13 protein-coding genes and 1 riboswitch are annotated in these 16,428 nt (G+C 72.0%); of the genes, 11 read left to right on the top strand and 2 right to left on the bottom strand.

Annotated elements, in window-relative coordinates; translation table 11 throughout:
• Window positions 1–133: 133 nt before the first annotated feature.
• The 8 genes from ACFV1L_RS27555 (at window position 134) to ACFV1L_RS27590 (ending at window position 9,070) form a co-directional block, all read left to right on the top strand.
• Window positions 134–1,426, top strand: coding sequence for an extracellular solute-binding protein (locus ACFV1L_RS27555; protein WP_380370599.1), 1,293 nt, complete (start codon window positions 134–136; stop codon window positions 1,424–1,426).
• A gap of 149 nt (window positions 1,427–1,575) precedes the next feature.
• A complete protein-coding gene (locus ACFV1L_RS27560; protein WP_380370602.1) occupies window positions 1,576–2,565 on the top strand; it encodes a carbohydrate ABC transporter permease in 990 nt (329 codons plus the stop codon).
• Window positions 2,562–3,473 (top strand): carbohydrate ABC transporter permease, encoded by a 912-nt coding sequence (locus ACFV1L_RS27565; RefSeq protein WP_380370604.1) that lies wholly within the window; start codon window positions 2,562–2,564, stop codon window positions 3,471–3,473. The genes ACFV1L_RS27560 and ACFV1L_RS27565 overlap by 4 nt, the downstream gene beginning before the upstream one ends.
• Window positions 3,474–3,535: 62 nt before the next feature.
• A complete protein-coding gene (locus ACFV1L_RS27570; protein WP_380370607.1) occupies window positions 3,536–5,110 on the top strand; it encodes a glycoside hydrolase family 3 protein in 1,575 nt (524 codons plus the stop codon).
• Between the two features lie 171 nt (window positions 5,111–5,281).
• Entirely contained in the window at window positions 5,282–6,067 is a 786-nt protein-coding gene (locus ACFV1L_RS27575; RefSeq protein WP_380370610.1) for a GntR family transcriptional regulator, read from the top strand.
• Window positions 6,068–6,228: 161 nt separating this feature from the next.
• Window positions 6,229–6,540 carry a DUF3311 domain-containing protein gene (locus ACFV1L_RS27580; RefSeq protein ID WP_380370613.1) on the top strand — a complete coding sequence of 104 codons (312 nt, stop codon included), beginning with the start codon at window positions 6,229–6,231 and terminating at the stop codon, window positions 6,538–6,540.
• A gap of 20 nt (window positions 6,541–6,560) precedes the next feature.
• The gene (gene mctP, locus ACFV1L_RS27585) at window positions 6,561–8,156 is read left to right on the top strand and encodes a monocarboxylate uptake permease MctP (RefSeq protein ID WP_380370688.1); all 1,596 of its coding nucleotides are present in this window, start codon (window positions 6,561–6,563) and stop codon (window positions 8,154–8,156) included.
• Between the two features lie 167 nt (window positions 8,157–8,323).
• Window positions 8,324–9,070 carry a histidine phosphatase family protein gene (locus tag ACFV1L_RS27590; RefSeq protein ID WP_380370615.1) on the top strand — a complete coding sequence of 249 codons (747 nt, stop codon included), beginning with the start codon at window positions 8,324–8,326 and terminating at the stop codon, window positions 9,068–9,070.
• Window positions 9,071–9,074: 4 nt separating this feature from the next.
• Here ACFV1L_RS27590 and ACFV1L_RS27595 read toward each other — a convergent pair whose 3' ends face one another.
• A complete protein-coding gene (locus tag ACFV1L_RS27595) occupies window positions 9,075–10,049 on the bottom strand; it encodes a helix-turn-helix domain-containing protein (protein WP_380370617.1) in 975 nt (324 codons plus the stop codon).
• A gap of 269 nt (window positions 10,050–10,318) precedes the next feature.
• Here ACFV1L_RS27595 and ACFV1L_RS27600 point away from each other — a divergent pair, with 269 nt between their 5' ends.
• The 3 genes from ACFV1L_RS27600 (at window position 10,319) to ACFV1L_RS27610 (ending at window position 14,654) form a co-directional block, all read left to right on the top strand.
• Window positions 10,319–10,831 carry a GNAT family N-acetyltransferase gene (locus ACFV1L_RS27600; protein WP_380370620.1) on the top strand — a complete coding sequence of 171 codons (513 nt, stop codon included), beginning with the start codon at window positions 10,319–10,321 and terminating at the stop codon, window positions 10,829–10,831.
• 81 nt (window positions 10,832–10,912) lie between these two features.
• A riboswitch (cobalamin riboswitch) is annotated at window positions 10,913–11,050 on the top strand.
• A 170-nt stretch (window positions 11,051–11,220) separates the two neighbouring features.
• Window positions 11,221–13,635, top strand: coding sequence for a ribonucleoside-diphosphate reductase subunit alpha (locus tag ACFV1L_RS27605; RefSeq protein ID WP_380370623.1), 2,415 nt, complete (start codon window positions 11,221–11,223; stop codon window positions 13,633–13,635).
• Entirely contained in the window at window positions 13,635–14,654 is a 1,020-nt protein-coding gene (locus tag ACFV1L_RS27610; protein ID WP_380370625.1) for a ribonucleotide-diphosphate reductase subunit beta, read from the top strand. Before ACFV1L_RS27605 ends, ACFV1L_RS27610 begins: the two co-directional genes overlap by 1 nt.
• Here ACFV1L_RS27610 and ACFV1L_RS27615 read toward each other — a convergent pair.
• Window positions 14,651–16,342: a glycoside hydrolase domain-containing protein gene (locus ACFV1L_RS27615; protein WP_380370628.1), complete on the bottom strand. Its 1,692-nt coding sequence runs from the start codon at window positions 16,340–16,342 to the stop codon at window positions 14,651–14,653. The two genes, ACFV1L_RS27610 and ACFV1L_RS27615, sit on opposite strands and share 4 nt — an antisense overlap.
• Between the last annotated feature and the right edge of the window lie 86 nt (window positions 16,343–16,428).

Consider the following 16,428-nt stretch of genomic DNA (forward strand, 5'->3'; position numbering starts at 1 on the left):
GCAGTTCGTGTCCGTGTCACCCGGTGACGTTCCCCCTACGGCACGACGCAGCTTCAGGGCCAGTGGCCCGGCAGCCCGGTGCCCTACCTTGCTCATCCCTCTGGAGGATGGTTTGAACCGCAAGATCGCAGCCGTGGCCGCCATTGCCACCGTGCTCGTCGCCTCGGCTTGCTCCTCGTCTTCGTCCGGCTCCGGCGGTGACAAGGCCACCCTGAGCAAGGACGGCAAGGGCAAGAAGATCACCGTCTGGCTGATGGACGACGCCCAGAAGGGCTGGCCCGAGGTCGTCGAGGCGGCGAAGAAGGAGTTCACCGAGCAGACCGGCGCCGAGGTCGACATCCAGTGGCAGACCTGGACCAACTACACCACCAAGCTCGACACCGCCCTGCTCTCCGGCAACGGCCCGGACGCGCTGGAGCTCGGTAACACCCAGGCCGCCAAGTACATCGAGGCCGGCTCCTTCGTCGACCTGACCTCGGTCAAGAGCCAGTTCGACAACTCGGACAAGTGGCTGGACTCGCTGGCCGCCTCCGGCCAGTCGGCCGACGGCTCCAAGACCTACGCCGTCCCGTACTACGCCGGCGCCCGCGTCCTGATCTACCGCAAGGACCTGTTCGACGCCGCCGGTGTCACCCAGGCCCCGACCACCGTCGACGAGCTGAAGGCCGCCCTGACCAAGGTCAAGGCCGCCAACGCCGCCGTCCCGGGCTTCTCCGCGCTGTACATGCCGGGCCAGAACTGGTACTCCGCCGTCTCCTTCGGCGCGGGCCCGTTCGGCGTCAAGGGCGTCATCGCCAAGAAGGACGGCGAGAAGTGGACCGGCAACCTGACCGACCCGAAGTTCGTCGAGGGCGTCAAGACCTGGAACGACCTGCAGAAGGAGTTCTCGGTCGGCGGCACCACCACTGACGAGGCCACCCAGGACGCGCTGATGGCCAAGGGCAACATCGCCGCCATCATCGGCAACGGCTGGGAGGTCTCCGCCGTCGCCGACCCGAAGACCGGCGACCCGGCGCTGAAGGACAAGCTCGCCACCATCGCCCTCCCGGGCACCGCGGCCGGCTCCACCACCCCGGCCTTCCTCGGCGGCTCCGACCTGGCCGTCCCGTCCAAGTCCGCCAACCCGGGCCTGGGCGCGACCTTCCTGCAGATCTACACCAACACCAAGCAGCAGACCGCGCTCGCCAAGCACGCCATCCCGAACGCCAAGAACCTGGTCGCCGCCTACAAGCAGGCCGACCCGGCGAACAAGGCGACGGGTGACGCGGCCGAGGGCGCGACCTGGTTCATCCCGAACTCGCCGCTGTGGTCCGGCGCCGACGAGACCGCGCTGAAGAACGCCTTCGGTGCGATCGCCGCCGGCGGCGACCCGGCCGCCGAGCTCAAGAAGGCCCAGGACACCATCGTCAAGGACCTGAACGGCTGACCCAGCTGATCCGCGGTCGGCCCGGGAGTCCGCTCCCGGGCGGACCACCGCACTGAGCGCCGTGAGAAGGGGTGGGCAGTCCGCGATCGCGCGGACTGCCCACCCGCGCGCCAGGACCGACCAGAACCGCGGGCCCGGGAAGGACCCTGATGAGTGTGACCACCAACGAGACCGTGACCCGGTCCGAAAAGTCGGGGCCTGCCCCGGTGGAGAAGCCGCAGCGCCGCGGGTTCTTCGCGGCCGGCCAGTACATCCCCTACGCCCTCCTCGTGCCCGCCGTCGTCGTACTGGTGGGCGTTCTGGCGTATCCGCTCTTCAGCCTGATCAATCTGTCGTTCAAGAACGTCAACCGGTACGCGTACCTGGCGAACCCGGGGCTCTCGAAGTACATCGGGCTGGACGGCTACACCAAGATCCTCGGCGACAGCCAGTTCTGGGAGGTCGTGCTCCGCTCGGTCTACTTCACCGCGGAGCTGGTCATCCTCTCGATGGTGCTGGGCATGCTGATCGCCCTGCTCCTCAACCGGGTCTCCAACTGGGTCCGGGTCACGATCATCACCGTCCTGATGTTCGTCTGGGCGATCCCCGCGCTGGTCAACGGCCAGGTGTTCCGCTGGCTGTTCACCTCCAACGGCGGCGTGGTCGACTACCTCGCCTACCTGGTCACCGGCGACGAGTCGTGGAAGCACTACGACTGGTTCGCCGACCCGACCGTCGGCCTGTACGTGGTCGGCGCCGCGGTCATCATCTGGGGCGCGCTGCCCTTCCTGGTGCTGGGCCTGTACGCCGCGCTCACCCAGGTCCCGAAGGAGCTGACCGAGGCCGCCAAGCTGGACGGCGCCAACGCCTTCCAGACCTTCCGGCACGTCACCATCCCGGTCATCCGGCCGTTCCTGATGATCTCCGCCGCGCTCAGCTTCATCTGGGACTTCCAGGTCTTCACGCAGATCTTCACCCTGCGCAACACCTCGCCCGAGCCGGACTACTGGACGATCGGCGTCTACCTGTACGAGAAGGGCGTGGTCGCCTCCAAGTACAGCGACAGCGCGGTGATCTCGATCGCCATGATCCTTCTGATGCTGGCGGTGCTCGTGTACTACATCCGCCAGATGCTCAAGATCGGAGCCAACGAGCGATGACCACCAGCACCCAGCAGGCCGCGCCGGTCGTGATCCCGAGCGCTCCGAAGAAGGTCAAGAAGGCCCGGGAGACCGGCCGCAACCCGGTGATGACCTGGTTCTGGAACGTCGTCGGCATCGGCATCGCCGTGGTCATGGCGTTCCCGATCTACTGGATGATCATCACCACGTTCAAGACGAACAAGGACCTGATCTCCCAGGACCCGACCTTCTGGCCCTCGTCCTTCTCGTTCGAGAGCTACAAGACGATCTTCGACGACTCGCTGTTCCTGCCGTCGCTGTGGAACACCCTCTACCTGACCCTGGGCTCCGTGGTCCTCGGCCTGGTGGTCGGCTTCCTCGCCGCCGTCGCGGTGGCCCGGTTCAAGTTCCGCGGCCGCAACTTCTTCATCGTCACCATGCTGGTGGTCCAGATGGTGCCGCTGCTGGCGATCATCATCCCGCTGTTCGTGGTGATGAACGGCGCCGGCATGACCGGCACGATCTTCGGCGTGGTCCTCGCGTACCTGGTCTTCACCGTCCCGTACGTGATCTGGACGCTCCGCTCGTTCATCGTGAACATCCCGGCCGAGCTGGACGAGGCCGCCATGGTCGACGGCTGCACCCAGTGGGGCGCGTTCTTCCGCGTCATCCTGCCGCTCACCCTGCCCGGCCTGATCACCACCGGCGTCTACAGCTGGATCCAGGCGTGGAACGAGTTCATCGTCGCCAACACGCTGATGTCCACCAGCGGCCAGAAGACCTCGATGATCTGGCTGACGTTCTACTCCACCACCCCCACCCGGGGTGCGGACTACGGCGCGCAGATGGCCGGCGGCCTGCTGGTCTCGCTGCCCGTGATCATCCTGTTCGTGTTCTTCCAGAAGAAGGTGTCGGCGGGTCTCACCGCCGGTGCGGTCAAGGGCTGAGTCCCCTCCCACACCCCAATCGCACCTGAAGCACCTCCACCCCCAGGGAAGGAACCATGGCGATGCCCGGTACGGAAAGCGCCTCACTCCTGAGCGACGCCGGAGCGGTCCTGCAGCCCGGCTTCGCCGGTCTGACCGCACCCGAGTGGCTGCGCCGCAGACTGGGCGACGGCGAACTCGGCGGCGTCGCCCTGTTCGGCCGCAACATCCGCACCCCGCAGCAGGTCGCCGCGCTGACCGCGGAGATGTACGCGCTCAACGGCGACCTGCTGATCGCCACGGACGAGGAGGGCGGCGACGTCACCCGCCTCGAAGTGACCAGCGGGTCCTCCTACCCCGGCAACCTGGCGCTCGGCGAGGTCGACGACACCGACCTCACCGAGCGGGTCGCCCGCTCCATCGGGTTCGACCTGGCCGCCGTCGGCGTGAACCTCGACTACGCGCCCGACGCGGACGTCAACTCCAACCCGGACAACCCGGTGATCGGCGTCCGGTCCTTCGGCGGCGACGGCGAACTGGCGGCCCGGCACACCGCCGCGTACGTCCGCGGCCTGCAGTCGGCCGGCGTCGCGGCCTGCGCCAAGCACTTCCCCGGCCACGGCGACACGGCCGGCGACTCGCACCTCGGGCTGCCCCGGATCGACCTGGCCGCCGACCAGTTCGGCCAGCACCTGCTGCCCTTCAAGGCGGCCATCGCGGCCGGCGTGAAGAGCATCATGACCGCGCACATCCTGTTCGACGCGTACGACGCCCAGCTGCCCGCCACCATGTCGCAGCGCATCCTCACCGGGCTGCTCCGCGAGGAACTCGGCTTCGACGGGCTGATCGTCACCGACGGCATCGAGATGGGCGCCATCTCCGGCACCCACGGCGTCGCGGCCGGCTCGGTGCGGGCCGTCGCGGCGGGCGCCGACACCATCTGCGTCGGCGGCGGCCTGCAGGACGAGGACGCCTTCGTGTACCTGCGCGACGCGCTGGTCTGGGCGGTCCGCGAGGGCCGGCTGTCGGCCGAGCGGCTGCACGAGGCCGCCGAGCGCAACCGGGCCGTGGCCCGCTGGTCCGCCGGCCTGCGGGCCTCGCTGGTCGGGCAGCAGGGCGAGGTCGGCGTCGGCCTGGCGGCCGCCCGCCGGGCGCTGCGGATCACCGGCGGCCTGCGCCCGCTGGGCGGGGTCCCGCACGTGGTCGAGTTCTCCCCCGGTGCGAACATCGCGGCCGGCGACGACACGCCGTGGGGCGTGGCCGGCCCGCTGGCCGAGCTGGTCCCCGGCACCACCTCCAGCCGGGTCTCCCCGCCGGCCACCGTGACCGAGGGCTCCGGCCTGCTGCACGTCGCGGTCGCCGCCGAGGACGCCGTGGTCGACACCGCGCCGCTGCTCGGCGCCGCGGTGGGCCGTCCGCTGGTGCTGGTGGTGCGCGACGTGCACCGGCACTCCTGGATGCGGCGGGCCGCGCTCGCCCTGGTCGAGCAGCGGCCGGACGCCGTCGTGGTGGAGATCGGCACCGCCCACGGGGTGGCCGAGCTGTTCGCCCCGCTGGGCGTCACCACCCTTGCCACGTACGGCGGTTCGCGGGTCTGCGCGATCGCCGCAGCGGAGGCGCTGGCCGGGCTCGCGGTGACCGCGGCCACGGCCGGCTGAGACACTCGGGTACGGGCCCGGGGCGGGCGCCAGGCGCTCCGTTCCGGGCCCGTCGCGTACCGGTTTGCCCGCGGGCGCTCCCGCTTGCTTCCCCGTGCGTGCAAACATGTGCTGTTACATAGGACTTAGGGGTCCGTTAAGGACCGCCTCCAACGAGGAGTGAGAGCTGCCATGAGTGGCGACAGGGATGCGGCGGCGCTCGCCGAGGGCCCCGCGGTGCCGACCCAGACCGGCCCTGCCACCGCCACGGCCCGGGTGCCGAAGTACTACGGCCTGAAGCGGCACCTGCTGCAGCTGACCGAGACCCAGCCGGCCGGCACGCCGGTGCCGCCGGAGCGGGCGCTGGCCGCCCAGTTCGACACCTCGCGCACCACGGTCCGGCAGGCGCTGCAGGAGCTGGTGGTCGAGGGCCGGCTGGAGCGCATCCAGGGCAAGGGCACCTTCGTCGCCAAGCCGAAGGTCGCCCAGGCGCTGCAACTGACCTCGTACACCGAGGACATGCGCGCCCAGGGCATGGAGCCGACCTCCCGCCTGGTCGAGGTCGCGTACATCTCCGCGGACGAGCGGCTCGCCCCGCTGCTGGACATCAAGCCCGGCGGGCGCGTGCTGCGGATCGAGCGCCTCCGGCTCGCGAACGGCGACCCGATGGCGATCGAGGTGGCGCACCTGTCGGCCAAGCGCTTCCCCGCGCTCCGGCGCAACCTCGCCAAGCACAACTCGCTGTACACGGCGCTGCGCGAGGTCTACGGGGTGACGGTCGCGGAGGCCGAGGAAACCATCGAGACCACCCTGGCCAACCCGCGCGAGGCGGGCCTGCTCGGCTCCGACCTGGGCCTGCCGATGCTGCAGCTGTCCCGGCACTCGTTCGACGCGGACGGCGCGCCGGTGGAGTGGGTGCGCTCGATCTACCGCGGGGACCGGTACAAGTTCACCACCCGGCTCCGGCGGCCCGAATGACGCGTGGTTGACAGGGTAGTGACACACCTCACTCCCCTGCCCTACTCTCGCGGAGACCTTTCGATCACCGAAGGTGCTGCTCGGCGGACGTACAGCGCGGCGGAACGGCGATGTGCGGTGCGGTGCCAGTGAGGTGACTCCTCGTCATCCGGGAGCCGCTCGTGTCGTCTCAATCGCCATCCGCGGGCGCACTGCCCGCGGTCTCCCCCGCCCGGGTGCTGGCAGGCCTGTGCCTGCTGGTGCCGATCGTGGTGGTGCTGTGGGTTCCGTCGTACGCCAAGACCGAGCCGAGGCTCGGCGGCATGCCGTTCTTCTACTGGTACCAGCTGCTGTGGGTGCCGCTGTCGGCGGTGTTCACCACCTCCGCGTACCTGCTGCTGCGCCGTGACGAGGCGGCCCGCAAGGCCGCCGCCGCGGCCGCGGCCGGCCCGGTGGCCCTCCCGGCGCAGCCGGACGGGGGTGAGCAGTCGTGAAGCACGTGGACTGGACCGCGATGACGGTCTTCCTGCTGTTCTTCGCCCTGGTCACCGTGATGGGCTTCCTGGCCTCGCGCTGGCGCCGCGCGGACGACGCGCAGCACCTGCACGAGTGGGGTCTGGGCGGCCGCAGCTTCGGCACCTGGATCACCTGGTTCCTGCTGGGCGGCGACCTGTACACCGCGTACACGTTCATCGCCGTGCCGGCCGCGGTCTACGGGACGGGTGCGGCGGGCTTCTTCGCGGTGCCGTACACGATCATCGCGTACCCGCTGGTGTTCCTGTTCCTGCCGCGGCTGTGGTCGGTGTCGCGGGTGCACGGCTACGTGACGCCGGCGGACTTCGTGCGCGGCCGGTACGGGTCGCGCGGGCTGTCGGTGGCGGTGGCGCTGACCGGCATCCTGGCCACCATGCCGTACGTGGCGCTGCAGCTGGTGGGCATCCAGGCGGTGCTGGACGTGCTGGGCGTGGGCGGCACCGGGAACTGGTTCCTGCAGGACCTGCCGCTGTTCGTGGCGTTCGGCGTGCTGGCGGCGTACACGTACTCGTCGGGGCTGCGGGCGCCGGCGCTGATCGCCTTCGTCAAGGACGCGCTGGTGTACATCGTGATCCTGGTCGCGGTGATCTACATCCCGATCCGGCTGGGCGGCTACGGGCACATCTTCGACGCGGCGGCGCACAAGTTCACGCCGGACCCGGTGACCCACAAGTCGCCGGGGTCGCTGATCACCGGCCCGGCCGGGCAGTGGTCGTACGCGACGCTGGCGTTCGGGTCGGCGCTGGCGCTGTTCATGTACCCGCACTCGGTGACGGGCGTCCTGGCGGCGAAGTCCCGGAACACGGTGCGCCGCAACATGGCGATCCTGCCGACGTACTCGCTGATGCTGGGCCTGCTGGCGCTGCTGGGCTTCATGGCGATCGCCGCCGGGGTGAGCCGGGGCGAGACGAACTTCAACGCCCAGTTGGCGGTGCCGCGGCTGTTCGCGGACATGTTCCCCAGCTGGTTCACCGGCGTGGCGTTCGCGGCGATCGGGGTGGGCGCGCTGGTGCCGGCGGCGATCATGTCGATCGCGGCGGCGAACCTGTTCACCCGCAACGTCTACAAGGAGTTCCTGAAGCCGGACGCGACGCCGGCCGACGAGACCCGCGTGGCGAAGATCGCCTCGCTGCTGGTGAAGGTCGGCGCGCTGGCGTTCGTGCTGGTGATGGACAAGCAGGCGGCGATCAACATGCAGCTGCTGGGCGGCGTGTGGATCCTGCAGACCGCGGTGGCGCTGGTGGCGGGCCTGTTCACCCGGTGGTTCCACCGCTGGGCGCTGCTGGCCGGCTGGGCGGTCGGCATGGTCTACGGCACCTGGCGGGCGTACGGGGTGGCCTCGCCGGCGACCAAGCACTTCGGCGGGTCGGCGGCGAAGATCCCGGTGATCGGGGAGATCGGCTACATCGGCCTGACCGGGTTCGTGCTGAACGTGCTCGTCGCGGTGGTGCTGACGCTGGTCCTGCGGGCCCTGAAGGCCCCGGAGGGGACCGACGAGACCTCGCGGGCCGACTACTCCGCGGAGGCCGGCGACGAGGCCGTGAAGCAGGCTCCGCAGCCCACCATGGCGCACTGACGCGTGCGGGGGCGCAACCCGCCCCCGCATGCGCCCTTGGGTCGCGCCGTTGCCTCGATCGACACTGGGGTGACGGCGCGGTCATCTGTTATGACAGCCCTTTTCGGGAGAGACCGGGAGAGACGGACACCACCACGCGCAGCACCGACAACGGGGAGCCACCGCCAATGACCGACCTCACCACGGTACGCAACGGGCACCGCACGCAGGCCGACGGCGGGCGGCGGCTGCCGTCGGTGCTGATCGCCACCCGGCACGGCGAGTCCACCGCCAACGTGGAGTTCCGGCACGCCGACGCCACCGGGGCGCTGTCCGTGCCGATCACCTGCCGGGACGCCGACATCCCGCTGTCCCTGCGCGGCCAGGCCCAGGCCCGCGACCTGGGCCGCTGGTGGGCCGCCCTGCCGCCCGCCGACCGGCCCCGCTCGGTGTGGTGCTCCCCGTACGTGCGCACCGCGGAGACCGCGAGAATCGCCCTCGCCGAGGCGGCCGGGGCGGGCGCCGTCCCGGTGGGCCCGGCGGTCCGCTACGACGAGCGGCTGCGCGACCGCGAGCTGGGCGTGCTGGAGATGCTGACCAAGGCCGCCATCGAGCGCGACCACCCCGCCGAGGCGGAGCGCCGCCGGCGGATGGGCGAGCTGTACTACCGGCCGCCCGGCGGCGAGTCCTGGCTGGACGTGGCGCTGCGGGTGCGCGGCCTGCTGCGCGACCTGAACGACGAGGAGGCCGGCCGGCCGGTGCTGGTGGTCGCCCACGACTGCACGGTGCTGATGCTGCGCCACGTGCTGGACCGGCTGGGCGAGGACGAGCTGCTGGCGCTGCCGCCGGTGGCCAACTGCTCGACCAGCGTGTGGCGGGCCCGCGAGGGGCGGCTGCGGCCGTCGTCCTGGAACCAGACCGGGCACCTGTCCTGAGCCGTCAGGCGGGCTGCCGGTCGGCGGTCCGGGCGGGGCCGCCGAAGGCCCGCCGGTAGGCCTGCGGGGTGGTGCCGAGGCGGCGGCCGAAGTGGTGCCGCAGGGTGGCGGCGTTCCCGAAGCCGCAGCGGGCGGCGACCGCGTCCACGGTCTCGTCGGTGGACTCCAGCAGGCGCTGCGCGAACAGCACCCGCTGGCCGGTCAGCCAGCGGTGCGGGGTGGTGCCGGTCTCCTGCTGGAAGCGGCGGGCGAAAGTGCGCGGGGACATGTGGGCGAGCCGGGCGAGGTCGTCCACGCTGGTCTCCCGGTCGAGGTGGTGCCGCATCCACTCCAGCACCCCGGCCAGCGAGTCGCCGTCGCCCTCGGGCAGCGGGCGGTTGACGAACTGGGCCTGCCCGCCGTCGCGGTGCGGGGCGACCACCATCCGGCGAGCGATCGCCCGGGCCACCTCGGCGCCCTGCACCTTGCGCACCAGGTGCAGGCAGGCGTCGATGCCGGCGGCGGTGCCGGCCGAGGTGATCACCGGCTCGTCGTCCACGTACAGCACGTCGGGTTCGACGGTGGTCAGCGGGAAGCGCTCGGCCATCAGGTCGGCGTACTGCCAGTGGGTGGTGCTGCGGCGGCCGTCGAGCAGGCCGGCGGCGCCGAGCAGGAAGCTGCCGGAGCAGATCGACAGCAGGTGGGCGCCGCGGTCGTGGGCGGCCCGCAGGGCCTCGCACAGCGCGGCGGGGTACTCGTCGCGGATGCCGGTGGCGGTGGCGATCACCAGGTCGGCGTCGGCGAGCCGCTCGGGGCCGTACGGCACGTGGACGTCGAAGCCGGCGTGGGTGCGCATCGGTCCGGGCCGGTCGCCGACCAGGCCGAACTCGTAGACCGGCAGGCCCGCCTCGCTGCGGTCCAGGCCGAACACCTCGCAGGCCACACCCAGCTCGAAGGGGTGGATCTCCTCCAGCACGATCACCGCGACGTTCTTCAGCATCCGCCCAGCATGGCAGTGGCAGGATTTCGTGGCAATGCTGCGTTCCTGCCACTCGTGCCGGGCTGCCGCGGCGCGGACAGTGGAGCCATGACCACCGCGCTCGCCCTGCTGGGCCTCATCGGCAGCTTCGGACTCCTCGGCGTCCTGGTCGGCCGCGACCTGGACCGCAACGGCCGGCACGGCCGCGACGACCGGCACCGGCCGACCGGCTACCCCTTCGACCCCGACCTGGCCGACCCGCGCCGCCGCCGGTCCGGCACACTGGCCGAATGCCCTCCCCGACCGACCTCCGCCCGCTCGTCCGCCGCGCCCTCGACCGCGACCTCGCCGGAGCCGGGGAGGTCTCCGTCGAAGCCTTCGTCGGCGACGGCCACACCCGTCCCGACTCCGGCTACGTCGACCTCCTTCGGGACACCGCCCGGCGCAACCGGGAGGCCGAGCTGCTGGTCGCCGTCGGCGGCGCCGACGGGCCGGTGCTCGGCTGCGTGACCTTCGCGGTCGGCGGCACCCCGTGGGCGGACGTCGCGCTGCCGCACGAGGGCGAGATCCGGATGCTGGCGGTCGGCGCGGCGGCCCGCGGCCGCGGCGTCGGCCGGGCGCTGGTGTCCGCGGCGATCGCCCGGAGCCGGGAACTCGGACTGGCCGGAATGGCGTTCTCCACCCGGCCGACGATGACCGCGGCGCACCGGATCTACGATGCTCTCGGCTTCCTCCGCACCCCGGGACGGGACTGGACGGCGGCTCCCGGGGTGGACCTGATGGTCTACTCGATGCGGTTCTGAGGCGGTTCCGGCACGGTTTCCGTTGTCTACGCGCGGCACCGCCGACACGACACGCGCTACTACATCTGGGGCCGCAAGCTCCAGCCGCCACAACATGTATGCTCGACCTCGCTGTCGAGCAGGGGAACCCGGTGCGAGTCCGGGACTGCCCCGCAACGGTGAGCGGGCTGTAGCGACGCCCGCGCAGTCCGAGGACCTGCCGACGGTGTGCGACACGGCATCCCCGCAGACGCCATGCAGCACAGCTTTGCCGTCCGGCCTCGCGGGCGGGCCGGGGGTGGGTCTTTCGCGCGCCGATCGAGCGTTTCGGCGTGCCGTCCTCCCCTGCCGCACGCGCGCCACCGGACACCCCGAGCCACGTCCGCCGCCGCCACAGGAGAGAGTGCGCCTTGACCGTCGCCGCCTCAGTCACCCTGCCGTCCCAGGGATCCGCCGACGCCTTCACCGACCCCGGTGCGGCGCTGCTTCGGCTGCTCACCGACCGCAGCACCGACCTCCCCCAGGTGGACCCCGGCCACGTCGCCGCCGCCGCGCTGCGCGGCCGCCACGCCGGCTCGGACTTCGCCGAGCTGCGCGGGCTGGCCGTGGAGGCCGCCGCGTCGATGATCGCCGAGGACCCGCAGTACTCGAAGCTGGCCGCCCGCCTGCTGGCGATGGAGATCGCCGACGAGGCCGCCACCCAGGGCGTCACCTCGTTCTCCGCCTCGATCGCCGTCGGCCACGCCGAGGGCCTGATCGGCGACGCGACCGCCGAGCTGGTCGCCTCCCACGCCGCCCTCTTCGACTCGCTGATCGACGCCTCCGGCGACGACCGCTTCGAGTACTTCGGCCTGCGCACCGTGCAGTCCCGGTACCTGCTGCGGCACCCGATCACCCGCAAGGTCGTGGAGACCCCGCAGCACTTCCTGCTGCGCGTCGCCGCGGGCCTGGCGGTCGGCCGCACCGAGCAGTCGGTGCGCGAGGTCGCCGAGCTGTACCGGCTGATGAGCCGCCTGGAGTACCTGACCAGCTCCCCGACGCTGTTCAACTCCGGCACCCGGCACCCGCAGATGTCCTCCTGCTACCTGCTGGACTCGCCGCTGGACAACCTGGACTCGATCTACAACCGCTACGCGCAGATCGCCCGGCTGTCCAAGCACGCCGGCGGCATCGGCCTGTCCTACTCCCGGATCCGCTCCCGCGGCTCGCTGATCCGCGGCACCAACGGCAAGTCGAACGGCATCGTCCCGTTCCTGCGCACCCTGGACTCCTCCGTGGCGGCGGTCAACCAGGGCGGACGGCGCAAGGGCGCGGCCTGCGTGTACCTGGAGACCTGGCACGCCGACATCGAGGAGTTCCTGGAGCTCCGCGACAACACCGGCGAAGAGGCCCGCCGCACCCACAACCTGAACCTGGCGCACTGGATCCCGGACGAGTTCATGCGTCGGGTGAACGCCGACCAGGACTGGTCGCTGTTCTCCCCGGCGGACGTGCCCGAGCTGGTCGACCTGTGGGGCGCCGAGTTCGACGAGGCCTACCGCAAGGCCGAGCTGGCCGGCAAGGCCGTGCGCACCATCCCCGCGCAGACCCTCTACGCCCGCATGATGCGCACCCTGGCGCAGACCGGCAACGGCTGGATGACCTTCAAGGACGCCTCCAACCGGGCCGCCAACCAGACCGCGCTGCCGGGCCGCACGGTGCACTCCTCGAACCTGTGCACCGAGATCCTGGAGGTCACCGACGACTCCGAGACCGCGGTCTGCAACCTGGGCTCGGTCAACCTGGGCGCGCACGTCGCCCCGGGCGCCTCGGCGGACGACCTGGTCAACGCGATGGACTGGGACCGCCTGGACGCCACCGTCCGCACCGCGGTGACCTTCCTCGACCGCGTGATCGACATCAACTTCTACCCGACCACCGAGGCCGGCGCGTCCAACTCCCGCTGGCGCCCGGTCGGCCTCGGCGTGATGGGCCTGCAGGACGTCTTCTTCAAGCTGCGGCTGGACTTCGACTCCGCCGAGGCGAAGAAGCTGTCCACGCTGATCGCCGAGCGCATCATGCTCACCGCGTACGAGCGCTCCGCGGACCTCGCGGAGCAGTTCGGCCGCCACGAGGCGTACGGCGAGACCCGCGCCGCCCGCGGCCAGCTGCACATCGACCACTTCGGCAGCGCCGCCCCGCAGTGGACCGGGCGCTGGGAGGCGCTGCGCGCCCGGATCGCCGAGACCGGCCTGCGCAACTCGCTGCTGCTCGCCATCGCCCCGACCGCGACCATCGCGTCCATCGCCGGCGTCTACGAGTGCATCGAGCCGCAGGTGTCCAACCTGTTCAAGCGCGAGACCCTGTCCGGCGAGTTCCTCCAGGTCAACCCGTACCTGGTGCGCGAGCTGAAGGAGCTCGGCGTCTGGGACCAGCAGACCCGGGACGCGCTGCGCGACGCCAACGGCTCCGTGCAGGACTTCAAGTGGCTGCCGGAGAGCGTCCGTTCGCTGTACCGCACGGCGTGGGAGCTGCCGCAGCGCGCGCTGATCGACCTGGCCGCCGCCCGGCAGCCGTACATCGACCAGAGCCAGTCGCTGAACCTGTTCATGGCGGCGCCGACCATCGGCAAGCTGTCCTCGATGTACGCGTACGCGTGGAAGGTCGGTCTGAAGACCACCTACTACCTGCGGTCCCGTCCGGCGACCCGGATCGCCCAGGCCGCCTCGGGCGCCGCCCGCACCGCCGCCCCCGTGCCGGTGCAGACCCCGACCCTCAGCCAGGCCGAGCAGGACGCCATCGCCTGTTCCCTGGAGAACCCCGAGTCCTGCGAGGCGTGCCAGTGATGAGCTCCGACGACCAGAAGAAGATGCTGCTCGACCCGGGCTTCGAGCTGACGCTGCGTCCGATGCGATACCCGTCGTTCTACGACCGGTACCGGGACGCGATCAAGAACACCTGGACCGTGGAGGAGGTGGACCTGCACTCCGACGTCGCCGACCTCGCCAAGCTCTCCGAGGGCGAGCGGCACATGATCGGCCGGCTGGTCGCGTTCTTCGCCACCGGTGACTCGATCGTCGCGAACAACGTGGTGCTGAGCCTCTACAAGCACATCAACTCGCCGGAGGCGCGGCTCTACCTGTCGCGGCAGCTGTTCGAGGAGGCCGTGCACGTCCAGTTCTACCTGACGCTGCTGGACACCTACCTGCCCGACCCGGACGACCGGGCGGCGGCGTTCGCCGCGGTGGAGAACATCCCCTCCATCGCGCAGAAGGCCCGGTTCTGCTTCAAGTACATGAACGCCGTCGACCACATCGACTCGCTGCAGACCAAGGAGGACCGGCGGGCCTTCCTGCTGAACCTGATCTGCTTCGCGGCGTGCGTCGAGGGCCTGTTCTTCTACGGCGCGTTCGCCTACGTGTACTGGTTCCGCAGCCGCGGCCTGCTGCACGGCCTGGCGACCGGCACCAACTGGGTGTTCCGCGACGAGTCGATGCACATGGACTTCGCGTTCTCCGTGGTCGACACCGTCCGCGAGGAGGAGCCCGACCTCTTCGACGACAAGATGGCCCAGCAGGTCACCGAGATGCTGGAGGAGGCCGTCGAGGCCGAGCTCCAGTTCGCCCAGGACCTGTGCGGTGACGGCCTGCCCGGCATGAACACCGCCTCGATGCGCCAGTACCTGGAGGCCGTCGCCGACCAGCGCTTGGCCCGGCTCGGCCTGCCGATCCGCTACGGCTCGACCAACCCGTTCGGGTTCATGGAGCTGCAGAACGTCCAGGAGCTGACCAACTTCTTCGAGCGCCGGGTCTCCGCGTACCAGGTCGCCGTCGAGGGCTCGGTCTCCTTCGACGACGACTTCTAGGCCGCGCCCGACGGACCGTCAGCAGCCAGGGCCGCACCCCGGACTCCGGGGTGCGGCCCTCGCGCGTACGGGGCCGGGTTCAGGCCCGGACGCCGGCCGAACCACAGGGCGCCGCCGTCGCGCCCGTACACCACCAGGTCGCCGTCGTCCCGGAGCTCCGTGTACGCGCCCGGGCTGCGCCAGGTGCCGGTGGACCACAGCGCGCCGCCCGCGCCGGGGCCGCCGTCGCCGCGGTAGACCACCAGGTTGCCGTCGTCCTGCTGCACCGCGAACGCGCCCGGGTTGCCGCCGGTGCCCGCGGACCACAGCGCCGGGCCGCCGCCGCGCGGCCGGACGGTCAGGTCGCCGTCGGCCTGCACGGTCAGCGTCGCCGAGGCGCTGCTGATGCTCCGTCCGGCGGTGAGCCGGCGGCCGGGGAACAGCTGCCGGCCGGCGCCGGCCGGCGAGGTGACGTCCAGGTAGTCGGCGTCGACGGCCAGGGCGAAGCCGCCGTAGGTCTCGGTGACGTCGCCCGCGTACTGGTGGGCGCGCCGCCCGCCGGTCCACTGGCCGGCGCCGGCGGGCAGGCCCATGCCGGCGTCGGTGACGTCGTGGTGGGAGTTCCAGGCGGCGGACCACAGCACGTCGGGCTCCGGGTAGCCCGCGTCGCCCCAGCGGGCGGACAGGTCGGGCACGCCGCTGGCCGCGCCGGCGTACACGCCGGAGCGGTAGCCGCGGGCGTGCAGCTGCCGGGTCCAGCCCGCCAGGTAGGCGAGCACCCGGTCGCGGTACCGGTCGCGGTCGTAGTTCTCCATGTCGTTGTAGAGCACCGCGCCGGGCCGGAAGCCCAGGCCCTCGGCCTTGCGGACCGCGTCGTCGGCGGCGGCCGCGCCCTGCCGGCCGGCCACGGCCGGGTCGGCGTCGACCAGCAGGTTGCCGCGCGCGGCCTGGTGCCCGACGTAGATCGGCATGAACGCCCAGCCCTCGGCGGCGCGGTCGGCCACCCAGTCCGCGCCCGGGGCGACGCAGGCCTGCGACGGCCCGCCGATGTACACCCCGACCGCCCGGTACGGGGAGGACGCCGCCCAGGCCCGCATCGCGGCGGCCGACGGCGCGGCGCACCGGTCGAAGGCGTACCCGGCGACGTCGGTGCGCGGTGCGGCGGCGCCGGCCGGGGCGTCGTCGGCGGGGTCCTCGGCGGTGACGGGGTCGGCGGTGGCGGTGGCGGTCTCCAGGATCTGCCGGACCCGGTCCGGGTCGGTGGCCCAGCCGGCCGTGACCTCCAGGCCGGTGCCGCCGAGCCGGGCCCGCAGCTGGTGCCCGCCGGCGGCGTCCCGGACGATCCGCTGCGGGACCGGCCGGCCCGGCGCCACCGTCTCGGGGGCGGCCGCGCCGCGCCCGGTGCGGGCGGGCTGGACCAGCAGCCCGTCCGCCCGGCCGGGCGGCAGGTGCGCCGGGCAGTCCTGGTCCTCGCCGGGTGTGCCGAGGTAGACGGCGCTGACGTCCAGCCGCACGCAGGTGCGCGGGGCCGCCGCCAGGTCGACCACCGGCCAGTCGGCGGGCACCCGGAGCCGCACGCCCCGGTACTCCACCTGCTGTTCCGCGCCCCGGTCGGCGGCGGCCGTCCAGCCGCCCGTCCCGGTCGCCGCGCACGCCACGGTCAGCACGACCGCGCCGACCCGTCCCGCCGCCCGCCACAGCCTGCGCATCCGCCAGCCCCTCGCCCGGTTCCGTCCCCGTGCTCGCGGACACTAGCGGCCGTCGGCCCTCCGGGCGGGTCCGACACACCCGCCGG

Source organism: Kitasatospora sp. NPDC059646 (genome assembly GCF_042734615.1).
In the GTDB taxonomy this organism is placed as follows: domain Bacteria; phylum Actinomycetota; class Actinomycetes; order Streptomycetales; family Streptomycetaceae; genus Kitasatospora.

What these genes read in the sequence shown, in the direction of transcription:
- ACFV1L_RS27595 (WP_380370617.1), bottom strand. Translation starts at nt 10,049, where the DNA reads ATGCTGAAGAACGTCGCGGTGATCGTGCTGGAGGAGATCCACCCCTTC.
- ACFV1L_RS27565 (WP_380370604.1), top strand. Translation starts at nt 2,562, where the DNA reads ATGACCACCAGCACCCAGCAGGCCGCGCCGGTCGTGATCCCGAGCGCT.
- ACFV1L_RS27590 (WP_380370615.1), top strand. Translation starts at nt 8,324, where the DNA reads ATGACCGACCTCACCACGGTACGCAACGGGCACCGCACGCAGGCCGAC.
- ACFV1L_RS27610 (WP_380370625.1), top strand. Translation starts at nt 13,635, where the DNA reads ATGAGCTCCGACGACCAGAAGAAGATGCTGCTCGACCCGGGCTTCGAG.
- ACFV1L_RS27575 (WP_380370610.1), top strand. Translation starts at nt 5,282, where the DNA reads ATGAGTGGCGACAGGGATGCGGCGGCGCTCGCCGAGGGCCCCGCGGTG.
- mctP (WP_380370688.1), top strand. Translation starts at nt 6,561, where the DNA reads ATGACGGTCTTCCTGCTGTTCTTCGCCCTGGTCACCGTGATGGGCTTC.
- ACFV1L_RS27600 (WP_380370620.1), top strand. Translation starts at nt 10,319, where the DNA reads ATGCCCTCCCCGACCGACCTCCGCCCGCTCGTCCGCCGCGCCCTCGAC.
- ACFV1L_RS27560 (WP_380370602.1), top strand. Translation starts at nt 1,576, where the DNA reads ATGAGTGTGACCACCAACGAGACCGTGACCCGGTCCGAAAAGTCGGGG.
- ACFV1L_RS27570 (WP_380370607.1), top strand. Translation starts at nt 3,536, where the DNA reads ATGCCCGGTACGGAAAGCGCCTCACTCCTGAGCGACGCCGGAGCGGTC.
- ACFV1L_RS27615 (WP_380370628.1), bottom strand. Translation starts at nt 16,342, where the DNA reads ATGCGCAGGCTGTGGCGGGCGGCGGGACGGGTCGGCGCGGTCGTGCTG.